Annotated in this window: 18 protein-coding genes and 1 tRNA gene; 10 read left to right on the top strand and 9 right to left on the bottom strand. The window is 33.4% G+C overall.

Going from position 1 to position 25,985, the window contains the following annotated elements; translation table 11 throughout:
- Nucleotides 1-16: 16 nt before the first annotated feature.
- The 9 genes from C1H87_RS18950 (at nt 17) to C1H87_RS18910 (ending at nt 5,659) form a co-directional block, all read left to right on the top strand.
- On the top strand, nt 17-625 hold the full coding sequence (locus C1H87_RS18950) for an RNA polymerase sigma factor (RefSeq protein ID WP_102757324.1): 609 nt from the start codon (nt 17-19) through the stop codon (nt 623-625).
- A gap of 284 nt (nt 626-909) precedes the next feature.
- A complete protein-coding gene (locus C1H87_RS18945; RefSeq protein ID WP_102757323.1) occupies nt 910-1,491 on the top strand; it encodes a Crp/Fnr family transcriptional regulator in 582 nt (193 codons plus the stop codon).
- Between the two features lie 55 nt (nt 1,492-1,546).
- Entirely contained in the window at nt 1,547-1,873 is a 327-nt protein-coding gene (locus C1H87_RS18940; protein WP_102757322.1) for a hypothetical protein, read from the top strand.
- 41 nt (nt 1,874-1,914) lie between these two features.
- Nucleotides 1,915-2,400 (top strand): DUF2867 domain-containing protein, encoded by a 486-nt coding sequence (locus C1H87_RS18935; RefSeq protein WP_158655280.1) that lies wholly within the window; start codon nt 1,915-1,917, stop codon nt 2,398-2,400.
- 77 nt (nt 2,401-2,477) lie between these two features.
- Complete coding sequence (locus C1H87_RS18930; protein ID WP_102757320.1) at nt 2,478-2,876, top strand: hypothetical protein; 399 nt, start codon at nt 2,478-2,480, stop codon at nt 2,874-2,876.
- 7 nt (nt 2,877-2,883) lie between these two features.
- The gene (locus tag C1H87_RS18925) at nt 2,884-3,465 is read left to right on the top strand and encodes an NAD(P)H-dependent oxidoreductase (protein WP_102757319.1); all 582 of its coding nucleotides are present in this window, start codon (nt 2,884-2,886) and stop codon (nt 3,463-3,465) included.
- 21 nt (nt 3,466-3,486) lie between these two features.
- Nucleotides 3,487-4,068 (top strand): Crp/Fnr family transcriptional regulator, encoded by a 582-nt coding sequence (locus C1H87_RS18920; protein WP_102757318.1) that lies wholly within the window; start codon nt 3,487-3,489, stop codon nt 4,066-4,068.
- A gap of 67 nt (nt 4,069-4,135) precedes the next feature.
- Complete coding sequence (locus C1H87_RS18915; protein WP_102757317.1) at nt 4,136-4,999, top strand: alpha/beta hydrolase family protein; 864 nt, start codon at nt 4,136-4,138, stop codon at nt 4,997-4,999.
- A gap of 207 nt (nt 5,000-5,206) precedes the next feature.
- The gene (locus C1H87_RS18910; protein WP_102757316.1) at nt 5,207-5,659 is read left to right on the top strand and encodes a hypothetical protein; all 453 of its coding nucleotides are present in this window, start codon (nt 5,207-5,209) and stop codon (nt 5,657-5,659) included.
- Between the two features lie 599 nt (nt 5,660-6,258).
- Here the strand turns inward: C1H87_RS18910 and C1H87_RS18905 are convergent.
- From C1H87_RS18905 to C1H87_RS18875, 7 genes are all read right to left on the bottom strand, one after another.
- A tRNA-Pro gene (locus C1H87_RS18905) sits at nt 6,259-6,333 on the bottom strand.
- A 103-nt stretch (nt 6,334-6,436) separates the two neighbouring features.
- Nucleotides 6,437-7,417, bottom strand: coding sequence for a thioredoxin-disulfide reductase (trxB, locus tag C1H87_RS18900; protein ID WP_102757315.1), 981 nt, complete (start codon nt 7,415-7,417; stop codon nt 6,437-6,439).
- A 582-nt stretch (nt 7,418-7,999) separates the two neighbouring features.
- Nucleotides 8,000-9,115, bottom strand: a complete 1,116-nt coding sequence (locus C1H87_RS18895; RefSeq protein ID WP_102757314.1) for an alpha-L-fucosidase — start codon at nt 9,113-9,115, stop codon at nt 8,000-8,002.
- A 95-nt stretch (nt 9,116-9,210) separates the two neighbouring features.
- Nucleotides 9,211-10,677: an alpha-L-fucosidase gene (locus C1H87_RS18890; RefSeq protein ID WP_102757313.1), complete on the bottom strand. Its 1,467-nt coding sequence runs from the start codon at nt 10,675-10,677 to the stop codon at nt 9,211-9,213.
- Between the two features lie 39 nt (nt 10,678-10,716).
- Nucleotides 10,717-13,203 (bottom strand): right-handed parallel beta-helix repeat-containing protein, encoded by a 2,487-nt coding sequence (locus C1H87_RS18885; protein ID WP_199769308.1) that lies wholly within the window; start codon nt 13,201-13,203, stop codon nt 10,717-10,719.
- Nucleotides 13,204-13,217: 14 nt separating this feature from the next.
- Nucleotides 13,218-14,690, bottom strand: a complete 1,473-nt coding sequence (locus C1H87_RS18880; RefSeq protein WP_199769307.1) for an alpha-L-fucosidase — start codon at nt 14,688-14,690, stop codon at nt 13,218-13,220.
- A gap of 317 nt (nt 14,691-15,007) precedes the next feature.
- Entirely contained in the window at nt 15,008-17,458 is a 2,451-nt protein-coding gene (locus C1H87_RS18875; protein ID WP_102757311.1) for a glycoside hydrolase family 3 N-terminal domain-containing protein, read from the bottom strand.
- Between the two features lie 595 nt (nt 17,459-18,053).
- On the opposite strand from C1H87_RS18875, the gene C1H87_RS18870 reads away from it, so the two are divergent.
- Nucleotides 18,054-22,193 carry a hybrid sensor histidine kinase/response regulator transcription factor gene (locus C1H87_RS18870; protein ID WP_102757310.1) on the top strand — a complete coding sequence of 1,380 codons (4,140 nt, stop codon included), beginning with the start codon at nt 18,054-18,056 and terminating at the stop codon, nt 22,191-22,193.
- 1,122 nt (nt 22,194-23,315) lie between these two features.
- On the opposite strand, the gene C1H87_RS18865 is transcribed toward C1H87_RS18870, so the two are convergent.
- Together C1H87_RS18865 and C1H87_RS18860 are read right to left on the bottom strand one after the other, a co-directional pair.
- Nucleotides 23,316-24,248: a BT_3987 domain-containing protein gene (locus C1H87_RS18865; RefSeq protein WP_158655279.1), complete on the bottom strand. Its 933-nt coding sequence runs from the start codon at nt 24,246-24,248 to the stop codon at nt 23,316-23,318.
- Between the two features lie 35 nt (nt 24,249-24,283).
- Entirely contained in the window at nt 24,284-25,981 is a 1,698-nt protein-coding gene (locus tag C1H87_RS18860) for a RagB/SusD family nutrient uptake outer membrane protein (protein ID WP_102757308.1), read from the bottom strand.
- Between the last annotated feature and the right edge of the window lie 4 nt (nt 25,982-25,985).

The raw sequence follows: 25,985 nt of genomic DNA, 5'->3' as shown, positions 1-25,985 counted from the left end.
TAACCAAAATAATTCTATGGCTTCCAAGTTCAAAAACGAATCTGTTTTGATCTTACATCTTAAAAAAGGAGATGAGGAAGCATATATTTACCTTGTTAAAATGTACCATAAACCGCTCTTTGTTTATGCGCTAAGTTTAACAGACGATCATGCTATGGCTCAAGATATTGTACAGGAAGTTTTTATTTCTTTATGGAGTAACCGAAAGAAGCTTTTTATACAACGTTCCTTAAAAAACTACATGTATAAGATCACCTATAATAAATTCATCAACTTGTATCGTAAAAAAAGGGCCATCTCTAATCTTGAGCGTATTTATATGGAAACTCTAAATGAAGTTGTTGATGATGATAATACTGAGCTTCTTGAAAAAAAAATCGAATTGATTAAAAAAGGAATTACCCAATTGCCAAAAAAATGCAAACAAACCTTTTTATTAAATAAGGAAGAAGGACTTACCAACATTGAAATTGCCGAATATTTAGATATTTCTCCTAAAACAGTAGAAGGGCATCTTACCAAAGCTTATTATTTACTTAGAAGATATACAGGAAAACACTTTAAAAATATTTTGTTTTTAACCTTTGGCGCTAAAAATATGATGGCTAGACTCCAAAAATCTTAAATAAGTTTAAGCTAGTTTCTGTTTTTTTGGTTATCAATTACGTGTTTTTTGTTGGTTACGCATCATCAAGAAAGCATGAAATTCCATCACATTAAAATCCATTTAAATCTGAGGCTTCTGCTTTTCCCAATTCTTGATTAATTTGGTAATAATATTGACTAGAATCTACATTGGAGAATAGTATAAGAAAACATAAATAGTATAGAATTAGAATAATAATCTTCTGTTTATTCAATACAGAAACTATCATTAATTACCTTTGTGCTTTATAGCCAATTATAAAAATGAACAGTGAGGAAATCTTAAATGAATTAGGTGAAATATATTCACCTTTATCTATTGAATGTCAAAAGGAATTCATTGACAATTCAAAACTAAGTAATTTCAAAAAAGGAGAGATTGTAGTTCGAGAAGGACAATATTCCAAAAAAGCGCATTTAATAATACAAGGCTGTGCAAGGGCTTATTATTTAAAAGACGGTAAAGATATTTCAGATTGGTTCACTTTCGAAAATCAGTTTATGGCTCCGATTGTAAGTTTTTTTAGTGAAAAACCAAGTCCGCATTATGTTGAATTCGTTGAAGACTCAACGGTTTTAGAGTTTTCTAAAAACTCTATGGACTATCTTACCAACAAACATCACGATTTTGAACGCTTTATTAGCAAAGTGGTCACCGAAACCATGTTAGGTCTTTGCGAAAGATTATATACAATTCAATTTAATAAAGCAGAAGAAAGGTATAATCACTTATTAAGTATATATCCTGACATCACCAATAGAATCCCTCTTATGCATATTGCTTCTTACCTAGGAATTACTCTTGAAACTTTGAGCAGAATAAGAAATCCAAAAACTCGAATTTGATCTATATCAAATGAAACTCCTTCCATTTAAATCACCTTTGTGAAAAAGGAATAAAATGGAAAAAAATAACAAACAATCGAAATCCATTTGGGGAAAATGGTGGACACCAATTAGAAAATGGTTTTATCCAGCGTGGCTAATATATGAAGTCACAATTCGCTTTTATGATTATGCACTAGCTGTTCATTCTTATTTTATGGAACAGCAAAATTATTTGGGGGAAATCGGCGCTCTAATCCTAGCTGTCTTTTGCAGTGTAGTTACTTTCATTATTTGTACATTCTATTTAACAATTCCTGCTTGTTTTATTTTATATAAGTTCTTTAAAGAAGATAATTTAACAAAGGTTAGATTTGAGGAGCGAATAAAAAGGTTTTTCTAATTATTTGTCTAACCAACTCATTGCATCTAATGCTATTAATTATGAAGGTCATTTCAGAAAATATACCTAACGAAAGTTTGATTAAAACCACCTCAAAGCGGGTGGATTATTCAGATACTTACTCTACAACTAACCATTTAGATAGTCTAGAGAAAATTACAAATATGGTATTTGCCAATTTTCCTAATTGGATTATAATTCTAATGAAACTTAGAAATACAATCGTAAAAATATTTGATTTAAAAACTCAAAAACCACCAGATTATAATACCGATTTTAAAGTTGGAGGCTATGTAGGGTTCTTTAAGATTTACGAAATAATGAATAATGAAATCATTTTAGGTGCTGATGATAAACACCTCGATTTTAGAGTCAGTGTTTTTAATTCTCAAGAATCTACTCATAATATAAAGGTTTCTACCATAGTTCAATACAATAAAAGATTTGGTAAAGTTTATATGACCATAGTCAAACCTTTTCATCGATTAATTGTAAAACAAGTAGTAAGAAGAGCCTATAAAAAGTAACTGTCCCCGTATATCAATCTAAAATTATAGCTGTATTTCAGATAATCATATTTACAAGCAATCCTAATACATAGAATATGAATATATATTTGCTTATCGCCGGAATCCTTTGTTTTATCTTAGGATTATCTCACTCAATACTTGGTGAGCTTTTAATTTTTCAGCACAAAAAAGGTCATAAAAAAATAGTCCCTACTATCGTAAAATCAGACCTTAAAGAAAGACATTTAAGAATTATTTGGGCCACTTGGCATTTAGCTTCTTTTTTGGGTTGGTGTATAGGTGCTATACTAATAAAAATAGCTCTCAAACAAAATTTGCAAAGTACAGAAATAGCAAAGTTCATCATAAGTTCAATTACAGTTTCAATGCTTTGTTCCTCCTTCCTGGTGTTAATCGGAACGAAAGGAAAACATCCTGGGTGGGTCGTTTTTTTAGTAATTGGAATTTTAACTCTAACAGGAACCTCAAAATAGAACAAAAATGAATAAACGAATAGCAATAATAGTTGGTCATCCAGACAAGGAAAGCTACAATTACGCATTGGCCAAAGCCTATAAAAAGGGCGTACAAACTTCTGGTGCAGAAATTCAAGAAATAATAATTCCAGATTTAAAATTTAACCCTAACCTGCAATTTGGATATAGAAAGAGAACAGAACTAGAGCTAGATTTGTTAGAAGCTCAAAAAAAACTGAAATGGGCCAATCACCTAGTATGGATATATCCTGTGTGGTGGGGTTCTGTACCTGCTATTATGAAAGGGTTTCTAGATAGAGTTTTACTTCCAGGATTTGCTTTTAATAAAAGAAAAGATTCTTTGTGGTGGGATAAACATTTTACTGGTAAAACAGCCAGAATAATTTGCACTTTAGACCAGCCTAGTTGGTATTATAAATGGATTTATGGAAGCCCTAGCCATAATGCCATGAAAAAATTAACAATGAATTTTATCGGAGTAAAAAAGATCCGAATTACTACTATAGGACCAATAAGACTATCCAAAGAGGAGTTCCGGACAAAATGGTTAAAAAAAATTGAGAAATTAGGTCAATTGAACAAATAATAGCCGACTATAACATTGCATATGAGCTACAACGAAGAAATAACGAATATATATCAACACTTTGAAACTTATATTGAACTTTCTCAAGATTTAAAGACCGCATTGACGAACCGATTAAAACCAATACTCTTTAAAAAAGGAGCGTTGGTATTGAATGCAAACAGAGTTTGTAAAGAAAGTTACTTTATTCAAAAAGGAATTTTAAGAACTTACTTTTTAAAAGATGGTAAAGAAATAAGCGAGTTCTTTTGTGGAGTGAATGAATGGGTAAACTCTCCTAAAAGTTTTATGCAAAGAACAACGGATATCTACTATATCGATGCTATCGAAAACACTACTGCTCTTTCATTACATATAAATGACCTTCTTTTCCTCTTTGACAATTTCCCCGAAATGGAACGATATGCCCGATTATCTATGGGAAGCGTCTTCGAACACTTGATGGAAAGGATTGTATCCATGCGATTTACCTCTGCCAAAGAAAGATACTTGCACTTTAAGGAGGTTTATGCTAACATTTATCCAAGAATTCCACTAGGAATGGTGGCCTCCTATTTGGGAATTACCCAAGAAACCTTAAGTAGAATAAGAACTGAAAAATGATTATTTGATATAGGTCAAAAGTTATATTATTCTTATTCAATAGCTTTGTTTTTTAAACTTGTTATAAATGAGAAAAAAAATCAGAATCACTATATTGGTTATAGCATCATTTTTAGTTTTTGGTCTTATAGCTATTTTTACTTATGTCCCAAACCTATCCAATCAACATGGAATGGTTGATTCAAAATTGTATCTTGGCAATTCGGATAAACAACCGTTAATTGTCGCTTTTGGCGGCGGTGGCGGTGGAAATGACTGGACAAGGGCTTACTTAAAAGGAAAGCGAGATAGCCTAAATCAAAAAGGCTATGCTTTATTAGCAATAGGTTACTTCAAATCAAATGGAACACCAAAACATTTAGATAGAATTTCGTTAAACGCTATTAGAGATACCATTTTATCTGCAGCAAAACATCCTAAAATAGATAAATCTCAAATCATATTAATGGGTGGTTCTCGTGGTGGAGAACTCGTACTGAATTTAGCAAGTAGATATTCGGATTTTAAAGGTGTTATCGCTATGTCAACACCAAATGTGAGCTTTCCTGCAATTACTTGGTCTGCAAACACCTCTTCTTGGATGTATAACAACAAGGAAGTTTCCTATGTTCCAGCTTCGTTAAAAACAATTTCACCAGCTCTCAAAGGAGATTTATATACAGCTCACGCCATGATGCTAGAAAATGAAGAGGCTGTAAAGAATGCCGAAATTCCTGTAGAAAACATTAATGGTCCAGTACTAATTATTTCAGGGAAAGATGATGACCAATGGCCAGCTCCTGAAATGTCAGCACAAATTATAAAACGATTGCAAGAAAATAATTTTGGACATTACTATTCGCATATCCAACTTGATGGTGGACATATAGCCCCATTGGAACATTTCAATCTGGTTTACGATTTCTTGGGTCAACACTTCAAAAATGAATAAAGCCAGAGAGCTTAATCCTTATGATCAACAAGAGCTCCTATGAAAATACTTGCTTGGTTCTAGCCTACTCGGAAAATCCTCAGGATTTCCCTCTGGTTCGTTCCATTTTGCTAAATTAGTTGCTTAACTACGCAACCAATCATACACAAAAAACGCTGTAGACCGCAACCTTTCAGTTAAATTTGCATCTATATAAAAACCCAGATTATGAAAGCTAAAATTTTACTTATAATCGGACTTTTAATTATAACTTTTGCATGTGATAATTCGAATGACTTCATTGAACCTCCTGTAAAACAAGCTGAAATGATTAGCCTTCACAGTGAAAAGGATTGGAATGAGACAAAGATTATGAACACTTTGATTGGGCAATGGGAATGGGAATATGTTAGTTGTTTTTGGGATTCTGAAGATTCAAGATATGCCAAAAAGCAAGAATTGACAATTGAATTTAAGACTGATGGCTCCCTTGAGATTCAACAAAACGGAAAACCTACCCAGAATTCCGAATGGAAAGTAGTTTTGAATTCAAACATCTATGAATTGGAAGTTTCTCCTCCTGTAGAACAACTATATGGAAATATATTCTTTTCGGAAAGAAGAGTTCTTTTCTATCAGAGCTATATGGACATTTGCGACAATTATTTTAAAAGAAAATAAAAAAACGACACTACAACAATGTGTCCAATAATCTAGAGGGGTTTCAGAGGTTTTCGAGTGTTATCTCTCGCATCAAGTTTGGCGGTAACTTGATAGGTTTGAAGTCCGCAATCCCTTAGGAAAGCATACACTAAACGTTATGCTCAATTTGAATAACTCACATAAAACCCAACTAAAAAAAGCAGTAGGACATGCTCTTCTGACCTGTCCCTGTTGCTTAGAGGAAAAGGACAGTAGCTGTTTTTTTGCAATGTACTTCGTATGGATAACGAATTAAATGTTTTAAATGAAGAATGGACTCGTCACAGAGTGAGTCAATATATTCGTATTTTGATATTAAAGCTAATCAAATGAAATTATTAAAATTTAAATTACTAAAAAACCAATTAATTAACTTTTAAAAGATGTCTCTTGACGCTCATTTTGTCGAAATGACTGGATTTATATAATCCTAACAAATCCTCGTTGCAAATAATAAGGTAAAAACACCTAAGTGTTTTTACCTTATCTGTTTCTATACATCTGCCAAAACAAAGTTTTGAACGCTTCCTGAAACAGATAAGGTGATTTCACAAAAGTGAAATCACCTTATTATTTAGTCGGGATGACAGGATTTGAACCTGCGACCACACGGCCCCCAGCCGTGTACGCTAACCGGACTGCGCCACATCCCGTTTTAAATTTTGGTTTCCAAAGAAAACACTTTTTAATATAATTACAAAAGAAAAAAACCAAAGCATAAACTTCGGCTTTTCTTTTTTTTATAAAAAACAAATATTAATTATATGTTGATGTAGATACATCGAAAGTAGCATCTTTTGCAGCCAAATAACGTTCTGCATCCAATGCCGCCATACATCCTGTTCCGGCTGCTGTTACAGCTTGTCTATAAACATGGTCTGCTGCATCGCCAGATACAAAAACACCTTCTATGTTAGTTTTAGAAGTTCCAGGTACGTTTATAATATAGCCGGTTTCATCTAAATCTAAAAAGCCTCTGAAGATATCGGTATTGGGCTTGTGTCCAATCGCTACGAAAAACCCTGTAGCTGGAATTTCATGCTTTTCATCAGTTTTATTATTGAAAACTTTAACTCCAGTTACTACTTGTCCATCTCCGACAACTTCATCAGTTTCTGTGTTAAATAATATTTCAATATTTTCTGTATTCTTAACTCTAGCTGCCATGATTTTAGATGCTCTAAATTCATCACGTCTCACTAACATGGTTACCTTTTTACAAAGTTTTGATAAATAATGTGCCTCTTCACAAGCTGAATCTCCTGCTCCTACTATCACTACTTCTTGATTTCTGTAAAAGAACCCATCACAAACCGCACAAGCAGATACACCACCTCCAAGCTTTAAATATTTTTGTTCTGATTCTAATCCTAAATATTTTGCAGATGCTCCCGTAGAAATGATTACAGTATCACAATGAATTTCTTTAGTATCGTTTACCCATACTTTATGCACATCTCCAGAGAAATCCACTTTGGTTACCCATCCATCTCTTACATCGGTATCAAAACGCTCAGCTTGTTTCTGTAATTGTATCATCATTTCCGGTCCTGTTACCCCTTCTGGATAACCTGGAAAATTCTCAACCTCATTCGTTGTGGTTAATTGTCCCCCCGGCTGTGTTCCTTGATATAAAACTGGTGCCATATTCGCTCTCGCTGCATATATTGCCGCAGTATACCCTGCTGGCCCTGAACCTATAATTAGGCACTTAACTTTTTCTATTGTATCAGACATAACGTTTGTTAAATTTTAATTGAAACAAAAGTAGAATTTTTGGTTCAAAACTTACATAGAAGTTATTAACAGTTCTTTATAATTCCATATCTAAAATCTATGGTTCTTGTAATCTGATATAAAGTTACGTAAATCTTCAAAAAAAGTATTGTTTTTCGTCATAACTAATGTTAAAAGTACCTAGTCTGTCTTTCTGAAACCATAACTCCTTTTAAACGACTCTAACTTTAAAACAAAAAACCAGAGGAACTTAAGTCCCTCTGGTTAGCTAAACTCAAAATTAAAACTTCCGCTTACTAGCTTACAGTATGGAAAAGTTTTCTTTCTTTATACTTTTTTATATTTAATAAACACTTTTGGTGTCCCAAAAATAAATGAATAAGTACTTAAACACGCTTACAAGTAAACCATATAGGTAGTACAGATCATTCAAAGCAATGATATACCAATATACTATATAGAAAAACTCTTTTGTGTTTGTATATTATCGATAAAACACAAAATCAAAAAAAGTGATGCATTTATAGCCATATTTCAACTATAAATACATCACTGTTTGAATTTTAATACTATTTTATCCTATTACTTTTTGTGGGTCAATTTATCTCCCATTTTAGTTTTTAATTCCATTAAAGGTTTTATCCATTTTTCAGGAATTTGTCCAGTTTTATCGGGAGGTACGTTTAAAAGAAAGTTTACATTATTCTCTAAATTTCCATTAAATATTTTCACTAAATCATCCATTGGTTTAACCTTATCATCATCTTCCCAAAACCACTCATTTCCAATTGGTAGATTTGATTCTGCTGGAAAATACGTTTCTTTTCCATTTATAGTCCATATAGGATCATAAGGTTTATCTGAAAAATACCTTTCTAAAGTAAGGGCATCTGTAGGCCATGCTTTTTCTTCTAAAAAGATTAGCTTATCTCCCTTTTGTTTTTTTCCATGGTTCATGATTACCAACATATCAGGATATTTTTCTGTAATATGGTTATAGATATACTCTCTATATCCGTTACCCAAAATAATTGGAATATCTATCCAAAATTGAACTAACGGTCCATAGTTTTCTAACAACTCATCTATTTGAGCCGTCATAAAGTTTTGGTATAGCGATGTTGTGAACGGAGGTGGTGATTCCTGAAGGTGTTTTTCTGTAGGTGTTATTAAAGCTCCAGCATAATTCTCACTCTTGTCTGGCATTAAACTAAAAAAATCGTGGTGATTATCCCATGCACAATAATATATACCTGGCGCAATACCTTGTTTGCGACATTCTTTTACAAACTCTCCCACCACATCTGTGTCGTTCTCATTATTTGCAACATCATAATCTGTATATTTAGAAGGCCAAAGACAATGACCAGCAACGTGTTTAGCAGTCAATACAGCATAATTCATCCCTGCATCTTTTGCTACTTTAATCCATTGCGAAACATCTAGATTTGTTGGAGCATAAGCATCAATTGGAGCCTTACCATCTGGTAACTCTTCACCAAGGAAAGTACTCATACCGTAATGAATAAACATGCCATACTTAAGGTCTTGCCAGGCTTCTAATTTCTCTTTACTTAAACGTTGCGCATATTGTTTTGTTTCTTCTGGTTTTGAAACGCTTAAAACGTCTTCCTTTTTCTCGAAATTGCATCCGCATATTACTATGGCAATTCCAAAAATTAACATTGTTTTATACATATTTTAATTATTTTATGAATGAGCTCTTTTTAATAACTATTGCACTGTTCGGTATACATGTTATTAAATGCTTTTTCATTATTAAAATTATAATACTATTTTACGATTTTATCAATCTTCACAGTCCATGCATACTTACAAGGTGCTGTAGATGGACTTAAATAAGGCATCTTTATGACTATATCTTTACCAGATTTCTCCCATTCCAATGGCTTGTCGTACCCTAGTAAAGTGATTTTTGCATTAGGCTTAACTTTAACGCCTTTAACTGTTAGTTTTCCTTCTGGATATACAGGACATATACAATAAAGCGCATTGTCTTTTTTTGTGAAAAATATTTCTTTAGAAGCAAATCCTGGGTCTGGATTTACTGTTAATTTCATTACATCGTATTTTACTTTATAATGTCCTCTTTTAGCATCTTCGATTTTTCCTTTTGTCCACTGACAGGTGTTTTTCCAAAGTGTAGTACCATAAATAGCTTCTCCATTAACATCTAACCAATCCCCCATTTCTAACAAACGCTCTTGCATAATCACAGGAATTCGTCCATCTGCAGTTGGTCCTATGTCTAAGAGAAAATTTCCGCCACGACTTACAATATCTATAAGCATGTATACTAATTCCTGAGTTGAATTATAATCTTCAAAATTTTCAGTTTTACTAAACCCAAATGAATGTGCCATGCCTCGATTCTCCTCCCAAGGCACATCGGCATTCGGCATCCCTGAGCCATATTCGGTAGTGTAATAGCCTCCATGATGATGACGGGTTTCTTTACCCCAGCGATCATTAATCACTACGTCATTTTTACTAGGCGAGTCATTATATAACCAGGAAAGTAATTCTGTGGCTTTCCACGTGGTATATGGATAATCCCACTCACCATCTGTAAAAATCAAGGATGGTGCATATTTATTAACAACATCCTTAAACTGTGGTACCATATGTTTTTCTACGTATAGATTCACATCTGCTGTATATAATGGATTAAACCATTCGTATAGCGAGTAATACAGTCCCATCTTAACATCTGTTTTTCTAACAGCTTCGGTTAGTTCTCCAAGTAAATCTCTTCCTGGACCAGAATTGGTAGAGCTCCATGGTCTTCCCCACGATTTATCCGATTCTTTACTAGGCCAAAGGGTATAACCGTCGTGATGTTTAGAAGTTAACACTACATATTTTGCTCCGGCTCTTTTAAAAATATCTGCCCATTGATCGGGGTCATACATGTCTGCTGTAAACAAAGGAACAAAGTCTGGATAGGTAAAGTTTTCTCCATAAACTCTATTATGAAATTCTTTGGTTTCATTATAACCATTTCTTACTCTTTTCGGATTTACTAAATTCATCCAGTACCATTCTGAATAGGCTCCTACTTTAGAGAAAGCTGGTACAGAATATGGCCCCCAGTGAATAAATATTCCAAATTTTGCATCCGTATACCAGGATGGTATTGGTCGACTATCGATAGACTTCCAATTAGCTTCATATTTTTTTTGAGCAAAGGATTGTCCTGTGCTTATTATAATAACTAATAGTAGTATTATTTTTCTCATTTATTTTTAAGATTATATTTCAATCGCTCTTTTATACTTTTATTTTAAATAATCTGGAAGCGGATATCTGGCACTAACAATCTTGGCGTTGTAACGTCCTCCTTTTTCATTTTTAAAGCGTTCGTATATTTGGCTTCGATATACTTTCTTATCTAAAGGTTTTTTTCTAAAATCGTCTTTAATCAGACCAATTTTTTCAAAAGGAATTGGTTTAAAACTTTTCATTGGTTTAAAACCTTTTTTAAATCTAAAGTCTAACGCGCTAATATCTTCAAAAGCATCTAAATCAATTTCTACTGGTAATTCAAACGATCCTTCTAAAGGCAAATCTTTAAAACGTCCTTTCTTTTTGCTTTCCATACCTTCTATAGTACCCGACCCACCATGAATATGAAATGGATTCCTTACTTTATTCATATAATTAAGATTTACGTTTCCAAAGGTTTGAGCCCAGGGGTTAGTTTCAATCATTGCTTTCAGCTCTGGAAAGGTATCTTTCCAAGGGCTTTTAAGCCATCCTTTTCCTCCAATAAGTTGCTCCATAATGTATATGAAATCTCCTTTATCTCCCTTGGGTAATTCGTGCCCATAAACAGACGCCAACTGATCCCATTTTTTTTGTATGGCTTCTTTAGTTGTGTCTTTTTTAAGTGTCCACCAAGCCATATAGCTATCCATAGTGATATTATTCTGAAAATCATTTAGAGGCCCATCAAATTGAGAACTTCCTCTTCCTGGTCTATAGAATACATTGCCATAAATTTTTAAACCTGCTCCACCATCATCATTCCTAAAAGCGGCAACCGGATGCCCTCCTGGCTCTATTAAATGATGCACAAAATTGTAACGCAATACATTATTCATGGTATACCAATTCGCTCCGCAATAAGCGACATTAAAATCTCCCATTTCATAACCAATGTTATAAAACTCGTTATACTCCATTAAAAGATTCGTGGTATTATATACAACCGCACCATTCATACTATGCAATAAGTTATGTGCAAAATAAATACCTACTCCCGATAAAGATATTACACCATAGCCTCTATATCTACAGTTTCTAATGATGTTATTTGTAGCAAAATTATTCGATTTTTCCAGTGTTTTATAATTCCCTCCAGAAATACTAAAAGCGGCATACAAAGCATAGAAATCACAGCCTGTTATTCCATTATACTTTCCATCTTTAATTTTAACACCCATACCTGCACCATTACGAATAATGTTACTGGCTAGTAGGTTATATTCTCCTCCTTTAATGCTAATGGCTAAATTCCCGGTATTTTCAATAATAAAATCACTTAATGTAAAATACGACGTATTTTCCATAGCAATTAAGGAAAGCGCTGGTTGTTTTGTTTTTGCATCTCCAGGTTGAGCATAACTATCATTGATCGATTTATTTTTGGTACCAATAAATCTTATGGTAGATTTACCTGGTTCGAAACCTTTTATTGGCCATACATAAAGTCTTTGTTCTTTTTTATCAAAATACCATTCTCCGGGTTGATCTAGTTCTGCCAAAACATTAAAAAGACGTACTCTTCTGGGTATAGATTTAATTTTATTAACGATACCGTAACGTGTATGATGCAATAATTGAATAACATCTTCATTAACCGTCCCTACAGGCTCATGTTGAAAATACCAATCATTATGAAAATATCCTTGCGCATACATATCTCCAGTTCTTTCAAACTCTGCTTGCACTAAGGGGGAAAGCTCCTCTTTAAATGAAAACTTTCCTCCTGTTGGATTTTCTTTGCTATAACCCATTGGTTTTTCTCCCGGTTTAAGCCATCGCGTCGTAGGTCCCCTCTCATGTATTTTAGCTATATGGTGGTAACCTCTGTTTGGCCATTGTGCTAGTTGTAACATATGTCCATCTAGGGCTATTTGTCCATATTTCCCATCTCCAGGAAAGTATGAGGCAAGATTATCTTTTGATAAGTCAACACTTATTACATTTCCTTTAGCTTTAGGATGTAAACGATTTAACAACACCTCATCTGAAACTACTTGAAAGCGTTTTGTATCTATCCCAACTCCTCCTGTTAGAATAACTTCACCTTTTTTTTCACCTTTATATACAATAGGTGAAGTACTTGTTCCTGTATCTTCTGAAGTAAATTCAATAGTCGATTCAATATTATAAGTCCCTTTTAAAAGTATAACATGAATACCTCCTTTTGGTAGCCCTGAACTAGCTTTAAGATTTCTTATGGCATCTCGTGCGGCTTCTATACTTTTAAATGGTGATTTTTTGGTTCCTTTATTCTTATCATTACCATTATTAACAGACACATAAAAAGTCTTTCCTGGTTTTACTTTAGGGGCAAAAAGGTTTTTTGTATAGTTTTCGCTATATTCTGGAAAGGAGTGAGGTTGTTGTTTATAGTCTTCGGTTTCTGAATCTTGTGCAAAAGCCATATTTGCTATTGCAACCATTAACAGTAAAACATAAGATTTATAATGATCTCTGGTTTTCATTTTCTTCTCTTGTAATAATACTTTTTTAATCATTCTTTTATTTGAGGCTATTTTATAATAACCTCTGCCAAAGCCAACGTACCTTTTGTATTAGATTCAATTTTCACAAATCTTCCTTTAACTTTAGGCGCAGGAATCTTCATAGATTTTGAGCTTTCCTTTTTTGCAAAACTCCAAATTTTATTTCCTGCTGGGTCTAAAATTGAAACGGTATAATCATTTATATGCGCTTGGTCTACATCGGTGCGGTTATAAATGGTAATCTCAGAAATAGGATATACAGACTCTAAATCTACACGCCACCATGGGTTCATTTCTTCCGAAGTCAAAGAGGTTTGTTCCATATCGCAATTACCTTCAGTTATCCCATCTACTGCAATTTCTGCTCTTGGGTAAGCACGCTTATCCCGAATAAAATTCCCGGTGCTGGATTGCACACAAGGTTTCATAAATGCCAGATTTTCTTCTGTATTATATTGGTATCCCCAGTTATCTCCTATTTCCAAATCTGCAGGTTTTTCCCATACGTCTGCAACTTCTTTTAAACGTACAAACACATCATCATCAATGCTGCCATCTATATTTGGTGAAATATTAAGTATGTATACAGAGTTATGAGAATTATAGCTATTTAGTTTACCCAGTATATAATCTACGCTCTTCTTAACTCCCATATTATTATTGTTGTCCCACCACCAATCTATTTGTAGAAAATCGGATGCTGCTGTTGGACGTAAATAATCTGGGTGATAAGGATAATCTCTCCCTGCAGCATCGGCAAAAGGCACTTCTGCATGAGACAGGTTAGATTCGTAAGTATGAGAAATTATTAAACACTCTGGTTGTAATTTTTTAACCAGAGCTAAAATTTCTCCATAATGAATATCATCAAAGCTTGGTGTTGTTGGCCAAGTACTCCAACCATCAAAATTGATATAATCTATTTTACCGTAGTTGGTTAATAACTCTGTTATTTGGTTTTTCATAAACTGTACATCTTTAGAAGATGTCGTACCATTATTAATAGAGTGATGATAATCTAAAACAGAATAATAAAGCCCTATTTTTAAACCTGCTTTACGAAAGGCATCTGTAAAAACTTTTACAACATCTGTTGTATCTTTTGAAGAGGCTACATCGTAATCTGTAAACGCACTATCCCATAAACAAAATCCTCCGTGGTGCTTGGTTGTTAACCACCCGCCTTCCATACGAGCTACTTTTACAGCTTCTACCCACTTATCCATATCTAAACCAGTAGGCGCAAACATTTCTGGTGGTTCTGTTCCTTTTGACCTTCCGTGATGCTCTTCTTCGTTCAAATTCTTAAACGTACACATATTGTAGTGAAAATATGCCTGATAACGTGTATTTACAAACTCATGTTGTAATTCTGCCAGTGACCTTGGTTTCGATTTTAAATCGGTTGCTTCTTGCTTATCATTACTTTCTTCTTGTTTCTTACAAGACAAAACAACTAGCAAACATGCTAATATTGTAACAATTCTTATCATTTTCATATGTGGTATTAATTTAAATCTTCTAATTCTCTAATCTATAAATATAATAGACTTATTCGAGCTTTGCAGTGTGGAGGGTTTGGTTCAAATAAAAAAACCTAAACCCTCCGTTTATAAAGAGTGATAAACGTTAAAAGGCTATGTCTCTCCCGCTTTTAATACTCTTATACACAAAACTCAAAACAATGACTATTTCAAAATTCAATACGCAGTTAAAATATTCTTTTTCAATCTTCCTCAATTTAATCTAACTGCTATTTTAAATGCTTTTGATGCTATACTTTTCATTAGCCATGATCAACTGACTAACTTATTTATTATTTAATGTTAATTTTTTTTGCTAAGCGTATATCTTCTGAAGAACTTCCTATACTAATTTCAAAAACCCCGGGTTCAAAAACAAAATCCATGTTCTTATTATAAAGAGACAAATCATCTTGATTTAAGGTGAATTTAACTGTTTTTGTTTCACCAGGTTCAAGCGACACACGCTCAAAACCTCTTAACTGTTTTTCGTACACTGTAACACTTGAGGTTTCATCTGAAAAATACAGTTGCACAACCTCATCACCTTTAACCTTTCCTGTATTTGTTACATCAACAGATACATGTACTTCTCCAGTTCCTTTTTTAATTTTCGATTTCACCTTGAGCTCAGAATAATTAAATGTGGTGTAACTTAACCCGTATCCAAAGGGGTATAAAAATCCACCAACACGAGTTTTTCCGGAGCCATTATTTCCATTTTGAGGTTGATTAGCTTGTGCGCCCGGTTTTGATGGAAAATTCATTGGAATCTGTCCAATTGTTTTTGGAAATGATATTGGCAGTTTTCCCCCCGGATTATAATTTCCAACCAACACATCAGCTACTGCTGCACCTCCAAACTTTCCTTGAAACCATCCTTCCACAATTCCGGGCACATATTTATTTATCCAATTTATTGTAGCTGGTCTACCATTAATCAAAACCACTACAACTGGTGTTCCTGTTTTGTGAATCGCTTCAACAAATTTTTGTTGGTTACCTGGAAGACTCAAGGACGTTCTTGATCTTGATTCTCCAACTGTTTCTTCATCATCCCCAACCACAACAATGGCGAGGTCTGCAGCTTTAGCCATCTTAACTGCTTTCTGCATTTCTTTAATATCTGAAGCCGTTGGTTCTTGTGGGATAATCTCACTATCTGGCCAATTCTCATCAAAAAATTCACAACCTTTTGTATATTCGATTTTTACATTTTTAGGGAATTTATCTTTTATTCCATCTAAAACAGATACCACATCTATATTAGATGGTCCATAACGACTAATAGAATGGTTTATGGCCTTGGCATTTGGTCCTGTAACCAATACCGATTTGTACTTTGAAAAGTCTAATGGTAAAATATTATTCTCATTTTTTAGCAATACCATAGATTCTAAGGAAGCTTGGTATGCAATCTTTTGATGTGCTTCATTACCAACAGTTTTGTTTGCTTCCTCCATATTTTTACCATAGGGATTATCGAAAAGGCCTTGCCAAAATTTTACTCTAAGAATGTCGCGCACTCTATCGTTTACGGTTTCTATGTTTAATTTTCCTTGCTTAACAAGTTCGCGAACTGGCATGATATAATCTTCAGGCATGGTGAAATCGGTACGAATATTTAGACCTGCTTTTACTGCTTTTAAAACAGCATCTTTATGATCTTCTGCTACGTGGTGCTTATCTGCAATAAATTCTACGGCACGACTATCTGATACCACATAGCCCTTAAAGCCCCAATCTTTTCGTAAAATATCTGTTAAAAAATACTTTGATGAACTTACGGGCACACCGTTATAATCGTTGTACGAACTCATAACTCCCATGGCACCGCCATCCTTAATAGCTCTTTTAAAAGGGTGTAAATACAATGAAAACAACTCTCTTTCGGTAATATGAGCATCCGTTCTGGCGTCTCCGTCTCGTCCTCCCTTTGGCGCACTATAAATTGCAAAATGTTTAGGAGTTGATACAACGCCTTCCTCTTGTATTGATTTAACCATATTATATCCAAGCTCACCAACTAAAAAGGGATCTTCTCCATAACATTCAACAGTTCTACCCCAGCGTGGGTCGCGCGCAATATCTAAAATTGGAGAGTACACATTGGTATACCCTAGCAAACGTGCTTCTTTTCCAGTAATATGACCTATTTTACTAACTAATTTTTTATTCCATGTAGCTCCAACTCCTAATTGAGAAGGAAAGCTTGTTGCTTTTTCATGACACAAACCTCGTATGCCCTCATTAGTAAAATCAACAGGAATCCCCAATCTGGTTTCTTCTATAAAAAACTTTTGTATGGTATTTAATGCTTCTACGTGGTTTGATGGGGGCCAAGCTTTATTTGTTACTGCAGATGGGTGATACGCCAGATTATTTAATTGCTCGTCTATATTACCAATACCATCCTTCCAAACTTCTTTTTTCCATCCAGCAGTTGGTAATTCATCCTTTAAAACTCTTCCAAAACCATAAAGGGTAGCCATTTGACAACTTTTTTCTTCCAAAGTCATTTGAGATAGCAAGTCTTCTACCCTTTTATCGATAGGTTCTGATGCCGTCTCAAACACATCTTTTTTTCCATTTTTATTAAAGTCTATCCAGGTTTCGTAATATATTTTTGTGTTATTAGAACCAACCCGTTTTGCTGCATTAGGTTTTACATAAGCTATTTGAGCAGAAACTACATTTGGGGTTAATCCAATTAGCAAAAAACAAATAAATAAGTATGATCTCATAAAAGATTAGGGCACCTCCCTTAAGTTAATAATTAATAAAACTTTTCAACATCGTTATTTTCTAAAAAGCTTAGTTTAGAAAACTATAATGTCTTCCTCTTGTTAATTTTCCCAAAGCATTTCATAATTCTTTATGGGCCTTGTTTTAACAAGCAAATTCAAATTACCTGATTAATCAAGGATTTTGGGTAGAATAAAAGCTTTAAATAGTGCAGGATTTGTTCACTTTTTTAAAATGTAGACATAATGTTCAAAACAGAGGTTATTTTGAACAATTTAACCACCTCTTGTTTTAACATATATAGTAGATTGTTTTTTGTTAAGAATAATAGCAGTACTAAGCTAAATAAAAGCTCATTTTTATTTAAACATGTTTTAGAGAGGTATAACAGGTAGACAAATATGTCAGAAAAACCAATAGTGATTTAGGATAGTCTAATTGGTCATTATTGTTTTTTGAATAAAATTTACACCTTAATTTACGACTCCTTATCCATCGTTTAAACCTCTATTTAGTGTATGGTACAGCTATAATAATCTAACAATAAATGCTAGAGCGCTTTATTTTTTGTTAAAAAACAATTAAATTACAATTATGAAAATGTTTGATAAGCCCACCTTATTCGTCCTTTTTTCTTTTTTATTCATAGGTATAGCACATGCTCAATATATTGAAGATCAATCATTCAATGATTTTCATATGTTATCTACAGCCAATGGATTATCTCAAAATACGGTGAATACTATTTTAAAAGATAAAACAGGTTACTTATGGTTTGGTACAGATGATGGGCTAAACAAATACAATAGCTATGACATCAAGGTGGTTGATATCTGCGATAATAAATATGGTACTTCTAACGGAAAAAGGGTTCTGGATCTTTATGAGGATATCAATAGTTTATTATGGGTCGGTACAGATGATGGGCTTAAAATTTATAACCCAGTTACAGAAACCGTAAAAAAACACGAACTGTTCAATAATTTTAACACCCCTATAAGAATTAATTGTATTGAAAGAGAAAATGATTCTTTAACCTGGTTAGGAACTTCTGAAGGCTTAATTCTATATAGTCTTGAACAAGGTATTGTTGAACATCACAGGTATAATTCTGGGCGTCCAAATTCCTTATCTAGTTCTGATGTAATATCATTGGCAAACGACTTAAGCCATTTATGGGTAGGAACTAAAAATGGGCTTAATCATTTTGATAAAAAAAGTGACCGTTTTGTAACTTATTATTATAACAAACTAGAAGAAAACACAATATCTGGAAACACTATTACGGCGCTTTCTATGAATAATACCGGAGATTTGTGGGTTGGCACTCTTAAAGGAGGTATTTCTATATACTCCAAGTCGAATAAAAAATTTAAAACGCTTAACACTCAAAATAGCCCGCTTCCTCACAACGAAATTTTCGATATTTTTCACACCTCCGAGGGATATGCTTGGGTAGCAACCAATGGCGGAGGTATTAGCAAAATTGTTGAAAACGACCTTTCATTTTATAACTTTGCCCAGAATTCTAATCATATTCAAGGTATTCCTACTAATTCTATTTATTCTGTTTACGAAGATAGGGATGGTATTTTATGGGTAGGTACATATGCCGAAGGTGTTAGCTTTAACACGTCTAAAAATAGTTCGTTTAAACTGGTAAGACATCAGGTTCATGACAGTAATAGTATTGTTGAAAGTAGGGTACGTAGTGTTTTTCTTGACAGAAAAAATAACTTATGGATTGGTACCTGGGGTGGTGTTAGCGTATACACCCCAACTAGTAAAACATATAAGTCGTTTTCTCATGAGCCCAACAATCCCGGTTCCTTAAGTTTTAACACCGTAACTTCAATATTCGAAGACCACAAAGGAAACATGTGGTTTGGCACTTATTCTGGTGGGCTTAATTTACTAAAACCTAATAAGCAGAGCTTTATTAGGTATAAACACAATAATAATGATAAAACAAGTATAAGTGACGATAAAATATATTGTTTTGCAGAAGATGCATCAAACAATCTATGGATAGGTACTCAATCTGGATTAAACCTATTTAACCCAGAAAAAAACAGCTTTGAAAGCTTTGGCAATATTAATGTTAGGGATATTAAAATAACGAAAGACAATACACTTGTTATAGCAACTATTGGCGGTATCACCATTTTTAATCCTAAGACAAAAACTTTTAAAGATTTTTATTCAGACAAATTAATTTCTTTCCCTATAAGCGAAGTTTTTTTAGACAATAACGATAAGCGTATCTGGTTTTGTTCTCAAGGTAGAGGCATGGGATATCTTGATTTAAATAATCCTAGTTTTAACTTCATTACTGAAAGTGATGGCTTGCCAAGTAATTTTGTGTCCAGTATACAATCTATAGATAACAATACTTTTTGGGTAAGTACTTACAAAGGCCTTGTTAAGTTTGATAAGAAGGATAAAACATTCGAAAACTTTAGTGGTACGTATAAACTAACCTCTAAACAATTTCAACCCAAAGCATCTGTTATACTACCAGATAACAGTTTAGGGTTCGGAGGGTCTAAAGGACTGGTTATTTTTAATCCGGATAGTATTTTCAATAACAAAAAAAATCCGGTAGTCGTTTTATCTTCATTAAAAATAGATAATAAGGATGCTGGTATTAACATCGAAGAATCACCTTTAACAAAAAGTATCTCAACAACCGATCATTTAAAGCTGGAAGCAAATCAAAATGATTTTTCAATTGAGTTTGCAGCCTTGGATTTTAATAACTTGGAAGGAAACAAATATTCCTATATTCTAGAAGGCTATATGGATACCTGGGCCAATATTGAATCTATGCGGTCTGTAAGCTTTACAAATCTTAATCATGGAGACTACACCTTAAAGGTTAGGGCTTTAAATAATAACACCGAAGAATATGAAAAGGCCCTAAACATAACCATTGCTCCTCCTTTTTATGCTTCCTGGTGGTTTTCCTTAATAATGGTGATTGTTTTTACCACCTTACTTTACTATTATAAAAAATACACCATAATAAGTACCAAACAAAAGAATGAAAACGAATCGCAACGCTTAAAACTAAAAAATGAAGAGGAGTTCAATAAGATGCGGTTTCGGTTTTTTACTTATGTATCCCACGAATTGAGAACGCCGTTAACTTTAATTTCAGAGCCTGTTTCGCAATTACTAAAAAACGAAAAGGATAAAAGTGAAAATGATTTTAGGCTATTAAAACTAATTAATAAGAACGTTTTTCGTCTTTTACGATTGGTAGATCAAATTCTTGACATTAGTAAACTAGAAGGCGATACGTTAAGCCTCCAGGTCTCTAACCAAAATATTGTTAAATGTATTGAAAACACTTGTAGCGCTTTTTATGAGTTCGCTATACAGAACGAAATTACCTTTAAATTTATTAGCGAACAGGAAGATCTAAAAGGTTGGATTGACGAAGATAAAATTGAAAAAATTATTTACAACTTACTCTCTAATGCCTTTAAGTTTACATTAAAAAAGGGCATAATAACCATTCATCTTAATTATTCGAGCGAATCGGAAGATTATGTCACTATTAGTGTTAGAGATAATGGAATAGGCATATCTGAAGATAAATTATCGAAAATATTCGAAGGTTTTTACCAAATAAGATCGGAGTCTTCTCAATCCTTAAACCCTAATGGTGCCGGTATTGGCCTTGACTATGTAAACAGACTGGTAAAGCTACACGAAGGTACTATTGATGTGGAAAGTAAAATAGATGTAGGCTCTACGTTTTCTGTTACCATTCCTATTAAAGAATCCTTTTACAAGCGTGAGAATATACGAAATGGCGCTCCACCTAGGGAGCCTTTAGAACCTATAAATTTAAATAAGGATGATGATTCTGATAAAATTGATACCAAACAGCATAGTAAAAGTACGCCAAGAATTTTAGTGGTTGAAGACGATCTGGACATTAGAACATATATATCGCAATCTTTAGCCGAAAAATTTAGGGTTATTGAAGCTGCTAACGGGGAGGAAGGTTTCAATAAAGCAATTAAACTTGTACCCGATTTAATTTTAAGCGATACGCTTATGCCTGTTATGGATGGTATAGAGTTTTGCAAACGTGTTAAGGACAATGAAAAAACCAGTCATATTCCTTTCCTTTTTCTTAGTGCTTGGACGTCTGATGAATTTAAATTAAAAGGTTTAAGCATTGGCGCTATAGATTATATTAAGAAACCTTTTAGTTATAATATTCTGGAATCCAGAATTACCAATATTATAGAAACCAATAAAAAAATATCTGAAAAGTCTAAAACAAAAGTCAATTTTATTCCTAAAGATGAAAACATTGATTCTATTGATGATTTATTTGTAAGAAAAGCTTATAAAGTTTTAGATAATAACTTCGACAACCCAGAGTTTACGGCTCAAATATTTAAAAAAGAAATGAATATGAGTCATTCTGGTCTGTATAGAAAACTAAAGCAGCTTACAGGAAAATCGTCTAATGAATTTATAAGGGATTATAGACTTAAACGCGCTTCTCAAATAATTAAGCAAAATTCTGGTCTACTCATCTCTGAAGTATGTATAAAAACAGGGTTTAATGATCCTAAATACTTTAGTAAATGTTTTAAGCAGGTTTACAAAATGTCGCCATCTGAATTTGCTAAAAAATATGAAAATACCGAAAATGTTGAAGACAGTGATAAATTAAGCGAAGAAGAAGTAAGCGACACCATGCTTTCTTAACTGAAAACTAAAACTTTATTAGCAAAATCCACGACGTTATTGTTCCTAGCCTAAGTGGTTAAAGAGATAAGAGAGCAACATATTGTAATTACTGTCACAGTGCTCTCCTCTTTAATTTAAAGCCGAGAAATGAATTTCGATTTTGATAAAAATTGGAAGAAAGAGGCGTTTTATTAAAAATAACAAACATATATAACCCTCCGAATCCCGATCTCATCGGGATCCACCTCCCTTTTTAATAGGGAGGAACACCTTGAATTCTTAAGCAAGATTCACGTTAATTAAGCTAAAAATGAGCCTTTAGATAACGAAGAGACATAATATGTACACTAACGTGAGTTAATCAATAAAACAGCATTTAACTAGTTATCAATAGTATCATCAGGATTCCAATAACTGCCTAATAATTCTAACGATAAACACACTAATAAAGCTCACTATTACTCTAAGGTTAGAAACATAAATTTTATCAAGCGGAAAACAATGACGCCATTTTCTAAAGGAGGGCAGTCGAGAGGTTTTAAGAAGGTCTCGACTGCGCTCGACCGGATATAGGTTAATTTCTTTTAATCAAGCCACGAATTACACAGATTTACACGAATAAAACCTCAATATGATGGATAGCTCTCTATACTATTCATAATCTCGAATCAGGCTTTCAGTCTGTTTTTACAATCTAAACCCGATCTAATTCTATTATATTTCTGCACTTTAATTTACTAATAAGTAAATCGAATTTACTTATTAGTAAGTAATTTATATTTAGAACCATTTGTGATAATTCGTGAAATTAGTGTCCATCTTTGTAAAATTATTATTTGATATGCAGCCTTGTGGGTACACCGTAGCTGCCGGAAAGCTACTCAATAGCTGCGCTATATACATTCAACCGTAGCGGTTCGGAATTGACACAATCCTTTTACTCAAACACGTAACGACTGATTATCTGTTTTAACATATCAAACAGATGTTATTAAAAAATAACAACAATACTAAGCTAAAAATCAAAGGGCGTACTTTCCCTAAGGGGAAGTACGCCCAATTCTCAATAAAAACTATCTAAAAAAGAGACAGTTTTTAACTAAACTTAAACTTACTCAACTTAACATAATAGCAATATCTTTAATTACCAGGGAAACCTTTCCATCTCCATTCATTTATTCCATCTCTTATTCGGTTTCTAAAGGTTAATGTTTCTTCTACTTCAAAATCCTTATCTCCTACGGTATATTTATATTTTAAAGTAAACTTTCTCTTTACAGGATCCCATAAGCTAAATCCGTTTTCTTCTACTTGAAAATCAGATGATGGATCTGCTATAATAGTAACAGAGTTGTCTTCTGTGTTTACTTTTAATTTCATAGAATAGTTATCTCCTATACGGTTTGCCACGCCATTAATCCTTACCGTATCCATCATAATAGAACTTAATTCACGTATACTTACATCTGATGTTAAATCTCCAGGATCTCCATATACATAAGCTGTATCCAACACTTTACTAACTGTAAAAAACTCCTTTACGCTACCTACTTGATAAAAATTACCTTCGTAAGTATTCATTAATTTTACAGGAATAATAATTTCATCTTGACCTTTTAAAATAGAATCTGCAGATGTAGATACCATTCTCATTGGTATAGCATAATGCAATTCCTTCAACAACTCATCATTCGCGATCATCAAAGAATCGAATTTCACATCTAATAAGCCTAAAAATTCCCCTTTAGGTATGGTAATTTTATTAGGGCTTCCCAAAGTATAATAATCATTTGGTAATAAAGTGTAGGTTGTACCATCTAGTAAGGTTTCGTCTATCTCAAATGTCACTTCTTCATCATTACTATTTTCTTTAACCCCCCCAATATATGCTCCTATTTTAAATTCGAGTCCTTCACCAGATATAGGTGATCTACCAAATTTTTCTATATGCTCTATATTTGGAAAATACACTGCTCTGTAACCTATGGTATCAATAAGATAATCTTCATACGGCTCACATGCAAACATTATTGCAAGCAATGATATAAATAATAAATAACTTTTATATTTCATGATTTTCATATTTTTTTATACGATTAATTAGTTTTCTATTCCCACCCGGCATTTTGAATAAGAACATTTGAAGTTAATACTTCATGTCTTGGTAATGGGTTATAATACATACGTTCTAAAAAGACTTTAGATTCTACTTCTTTTTCTTCATAAGTAAAAGACCCATTTTCTTGCTTAATTACGTTAACTCCCATAGTAGAAGTATTAAGCTCTTCCAATGGTAATTTCCATCTTCTTACATCGTAAAAATATTCTCCTTCAAAAGCAAACTCAATACGTCGCTCATTGCGAATTAAATCTCTAAATGTATTTTGAAAATCGTCTGCAATATCTAGATATAGATCGTTAGTTATGCCAGCTCTTAAACGAATAGTTCCAATAACATCCTTAGCCGTGAAAGCCATACTACCGTCGCTACCATTAACACCATAAGCTTCTACTGCTGCTTCGGCAAAATCTAAGTACAAACCTGCTCTATCAAATATAGCATATGTTTTAAAATCTACGTTGCTACCGCTTGTAGACTGGGGTGTTAAATCAATATTTGAGCTTAAATATTTTTTCATATAATACCCTGTACGCGTCGCTCTTTTACGAAATCCGCCATTAGCATCCTTTCCTCCTTCAAAAACCTCAATATTGGTATCTCTAAAATCATTTTCTCCATTGTAAAAAATAAAACGCTCTAAACGTCCATCTCTGTTTTCATAAGGAGAAATACCATTGTATATTGAATTTGGGTGATTAATAGGATACCCATTACTATCTGGAAATGCATTAACTAAATTCTGACTTGGATTAGCCTCTCCTCTTCCAAACATTGATGGTGGGAAATGTGCTTTCTCCAAATTTGCGTTTCGAGCAAAAGTTCTTCTCCATAAGTGATCAATATTTTTGGTGTCGTTAAAATTTCCAAATTCTTCGAGCCCGTTTCCTTTTAAACCTCCTCCATCAACTTGTATTATAGCATTGTAAGCTGTTTGTGCTGCTTGCTCCCAAGATATTTGTTGATATGCAGAACTAGCTGCAAAAAGGTCTAATCTTGCTCTTATCGCCCAAATGACTTCTCTTGAAACTCTTCCTGTTAAATTAATCCCATCTATATCTCCATTTCCTTGGTAACGTAGTACATCAACATACTTATAGGCACTATCTAAATCTTTCTTTATACTATTGTAACTTTCAAGATAGGTGCTTCTGGGAATATTATTCACTTCCTCAATGGATAGTAATTCATCAATTATAGGAATTCCAAGCATTGTACCATCTGCTGCCGAAGGTCCGGCAAAGTTTTTAAGTAATAACCACTTGTAATACCCTCTTAAACCATAAGCTTCACCCTTTAATCGCCCCTTTAGTTCTTCTCCTAATTCCTCATTAAGGGCATCGTATTTTATATTGAAACCATATTTAAAGTATTCATTAATTTTAAATATATTGGTAAGCGCAGTATTCCACTCTCCGCCTACAGGGGACGATTCTGCTGTGTACCCAGGAACACCTTGATCTCCATCTACATTTACGGCGTTGGTTGTGTAATAATCCAACCCAATCCAAGGCGCACCTCTAACACCTCTATATGCTGGTCCTAAAAAACTTCTGGTACGATCTATGTCTAAAAAAACATCTTCAAATGATCTGTCTTCAGCAGGTATAATTTGGTCAAACTCATTTGAGCATGAATAACTTATAATTGAAGTTATGACTAAAAAAAGTATTATATATTTTTTCATTTTT

This window comes from Flavivirga eckloniae (genome assembly GCF_002886045.1).
GTDB lineage: Bacteria > Bacteroidota > Bacteroidia > Flavobacteriales > Flavobacteriaceae > Flavivirga > Flavivirga eckloniae.
This window is presented reverse-complemented; position numbering and strand designations above follow the sequence as displayed.

Coding starts and splice junctions, on each gene's coding strand:
- C1H87_RS18950 (WP_102757324.1), top strand. CDS start 17: ATGGCTTCCAAGTTCAAAAACGAATCTGTTTTGATCTTACATCTTAAA.
- C1H87_RS18945 (WP_102757323.1), top strand. CDS start 910: ATGAACAGTGAGGAAATCTTAAATGAATTAGGTGAAATATATTCACCT.
- C1H87_RS18940 (WP_102757322.1), top strand. CDS start 1,547: ATGGAAAAAAATAACAAACAATCGAAATCCATTTGGGGAAAATGGTGG.
- C1H87_RS18935 (WP_158655280.1), top strand. CDS start 1,915: ATGAAGGTCATTTCAGAAAATATACCTAACGAAAGTTTGATTAAAACC.
- C1H87_RS18930 (WP_102757320.1), top strand. CDS start 2,478: ATGAATATATATTTGCTTATCGCCGGAATCCTTTGTTTTATCTTAGGA.
- C1H87_RS18925 (WP_102757319.1), top strand. CDS start 2,884: ATGAATAAACGAATAGCAATAATAGTTGGTCATCCAGACAAGGAAAGC.
- C1H87_RS18920 (WP_102757318.1), top strand. CDS start 3,487: ATGAGCTACAACGAAGAAATAACGAATATATATCAACACTTTGAAACT.
- C1H87_RS18915 (WP_102757317.1), top strand. CDS start 4,136: ATGAGAAAAAAAATCAGAATCACTATATTGGTTATAGCATCATTTTTA.
- C1H87_RS18910 (WP_102757316.1), top strand. CDS start 5,207: ATGAAAGCTAAAATTTTACTTATAATCGGACTTTTAATTATAACTTTT.
- trxB (WP_102757315.1), bottom strand. CDS start 7,417: ATGTCTGATACAATAGAAAAAGTTAAGTGCCTAATTATAGGTTCAGGG.
- C1H87_RS18895 (WP_102757314.1), bottom strand. CDS start 9,115: ATGTATAAAACAATGTTAATTTTTGGAATTGCCATAGTAATATGCGGA.
- C1H87_RS18890 (WP_102757313.1), bottom strand. CDS start 10,677: ATGAGAAAAATAATACTACTATTAGTTATTATAATAAGCACAGGACAA.
- C1H87_RS18885 (WP_199769308.1), bottom strand. CDS start 13,203: ATGATTAAAAAAGTATTATTACAAGAGAAGAAAATGAAAACCAGAGAT.
- C1H87_RS18880 (WP_199769307.1), bottom strand. CDS start 14,690: ATGAAAATGATAAGAATTGTTACAATATTAGCATGTTTGCTAGTTGTT.
- C1H87_RS18875 (WP_102757311.1), bottom strand. CDS start 17,458: ATGAGATCATACTTATTTATTTGTTTTTTGCTAATTGGATTAACCCCA.
- C1H87_RS18870 (WP_102757310.1), top strand. CDS start 18,054: ATGAAAATGTTTGATAAGCCCACCTTATTCGTCCTTTTTTCTTTTTTA.
- C1H87_RS18865 (WP_158655279.1), bottom strand. CDS start 24,248: ATGAAATATAAAAGTTATTTATTATTTATATCATTGCTTGCAATAATG.
- C1H87_RS18860 (WP_102757308.1), bottom strand. CDS start 25,981: ATGAAAAAATATATAATACTTTTTTTAGTCATAACTTCAATTATAAGT.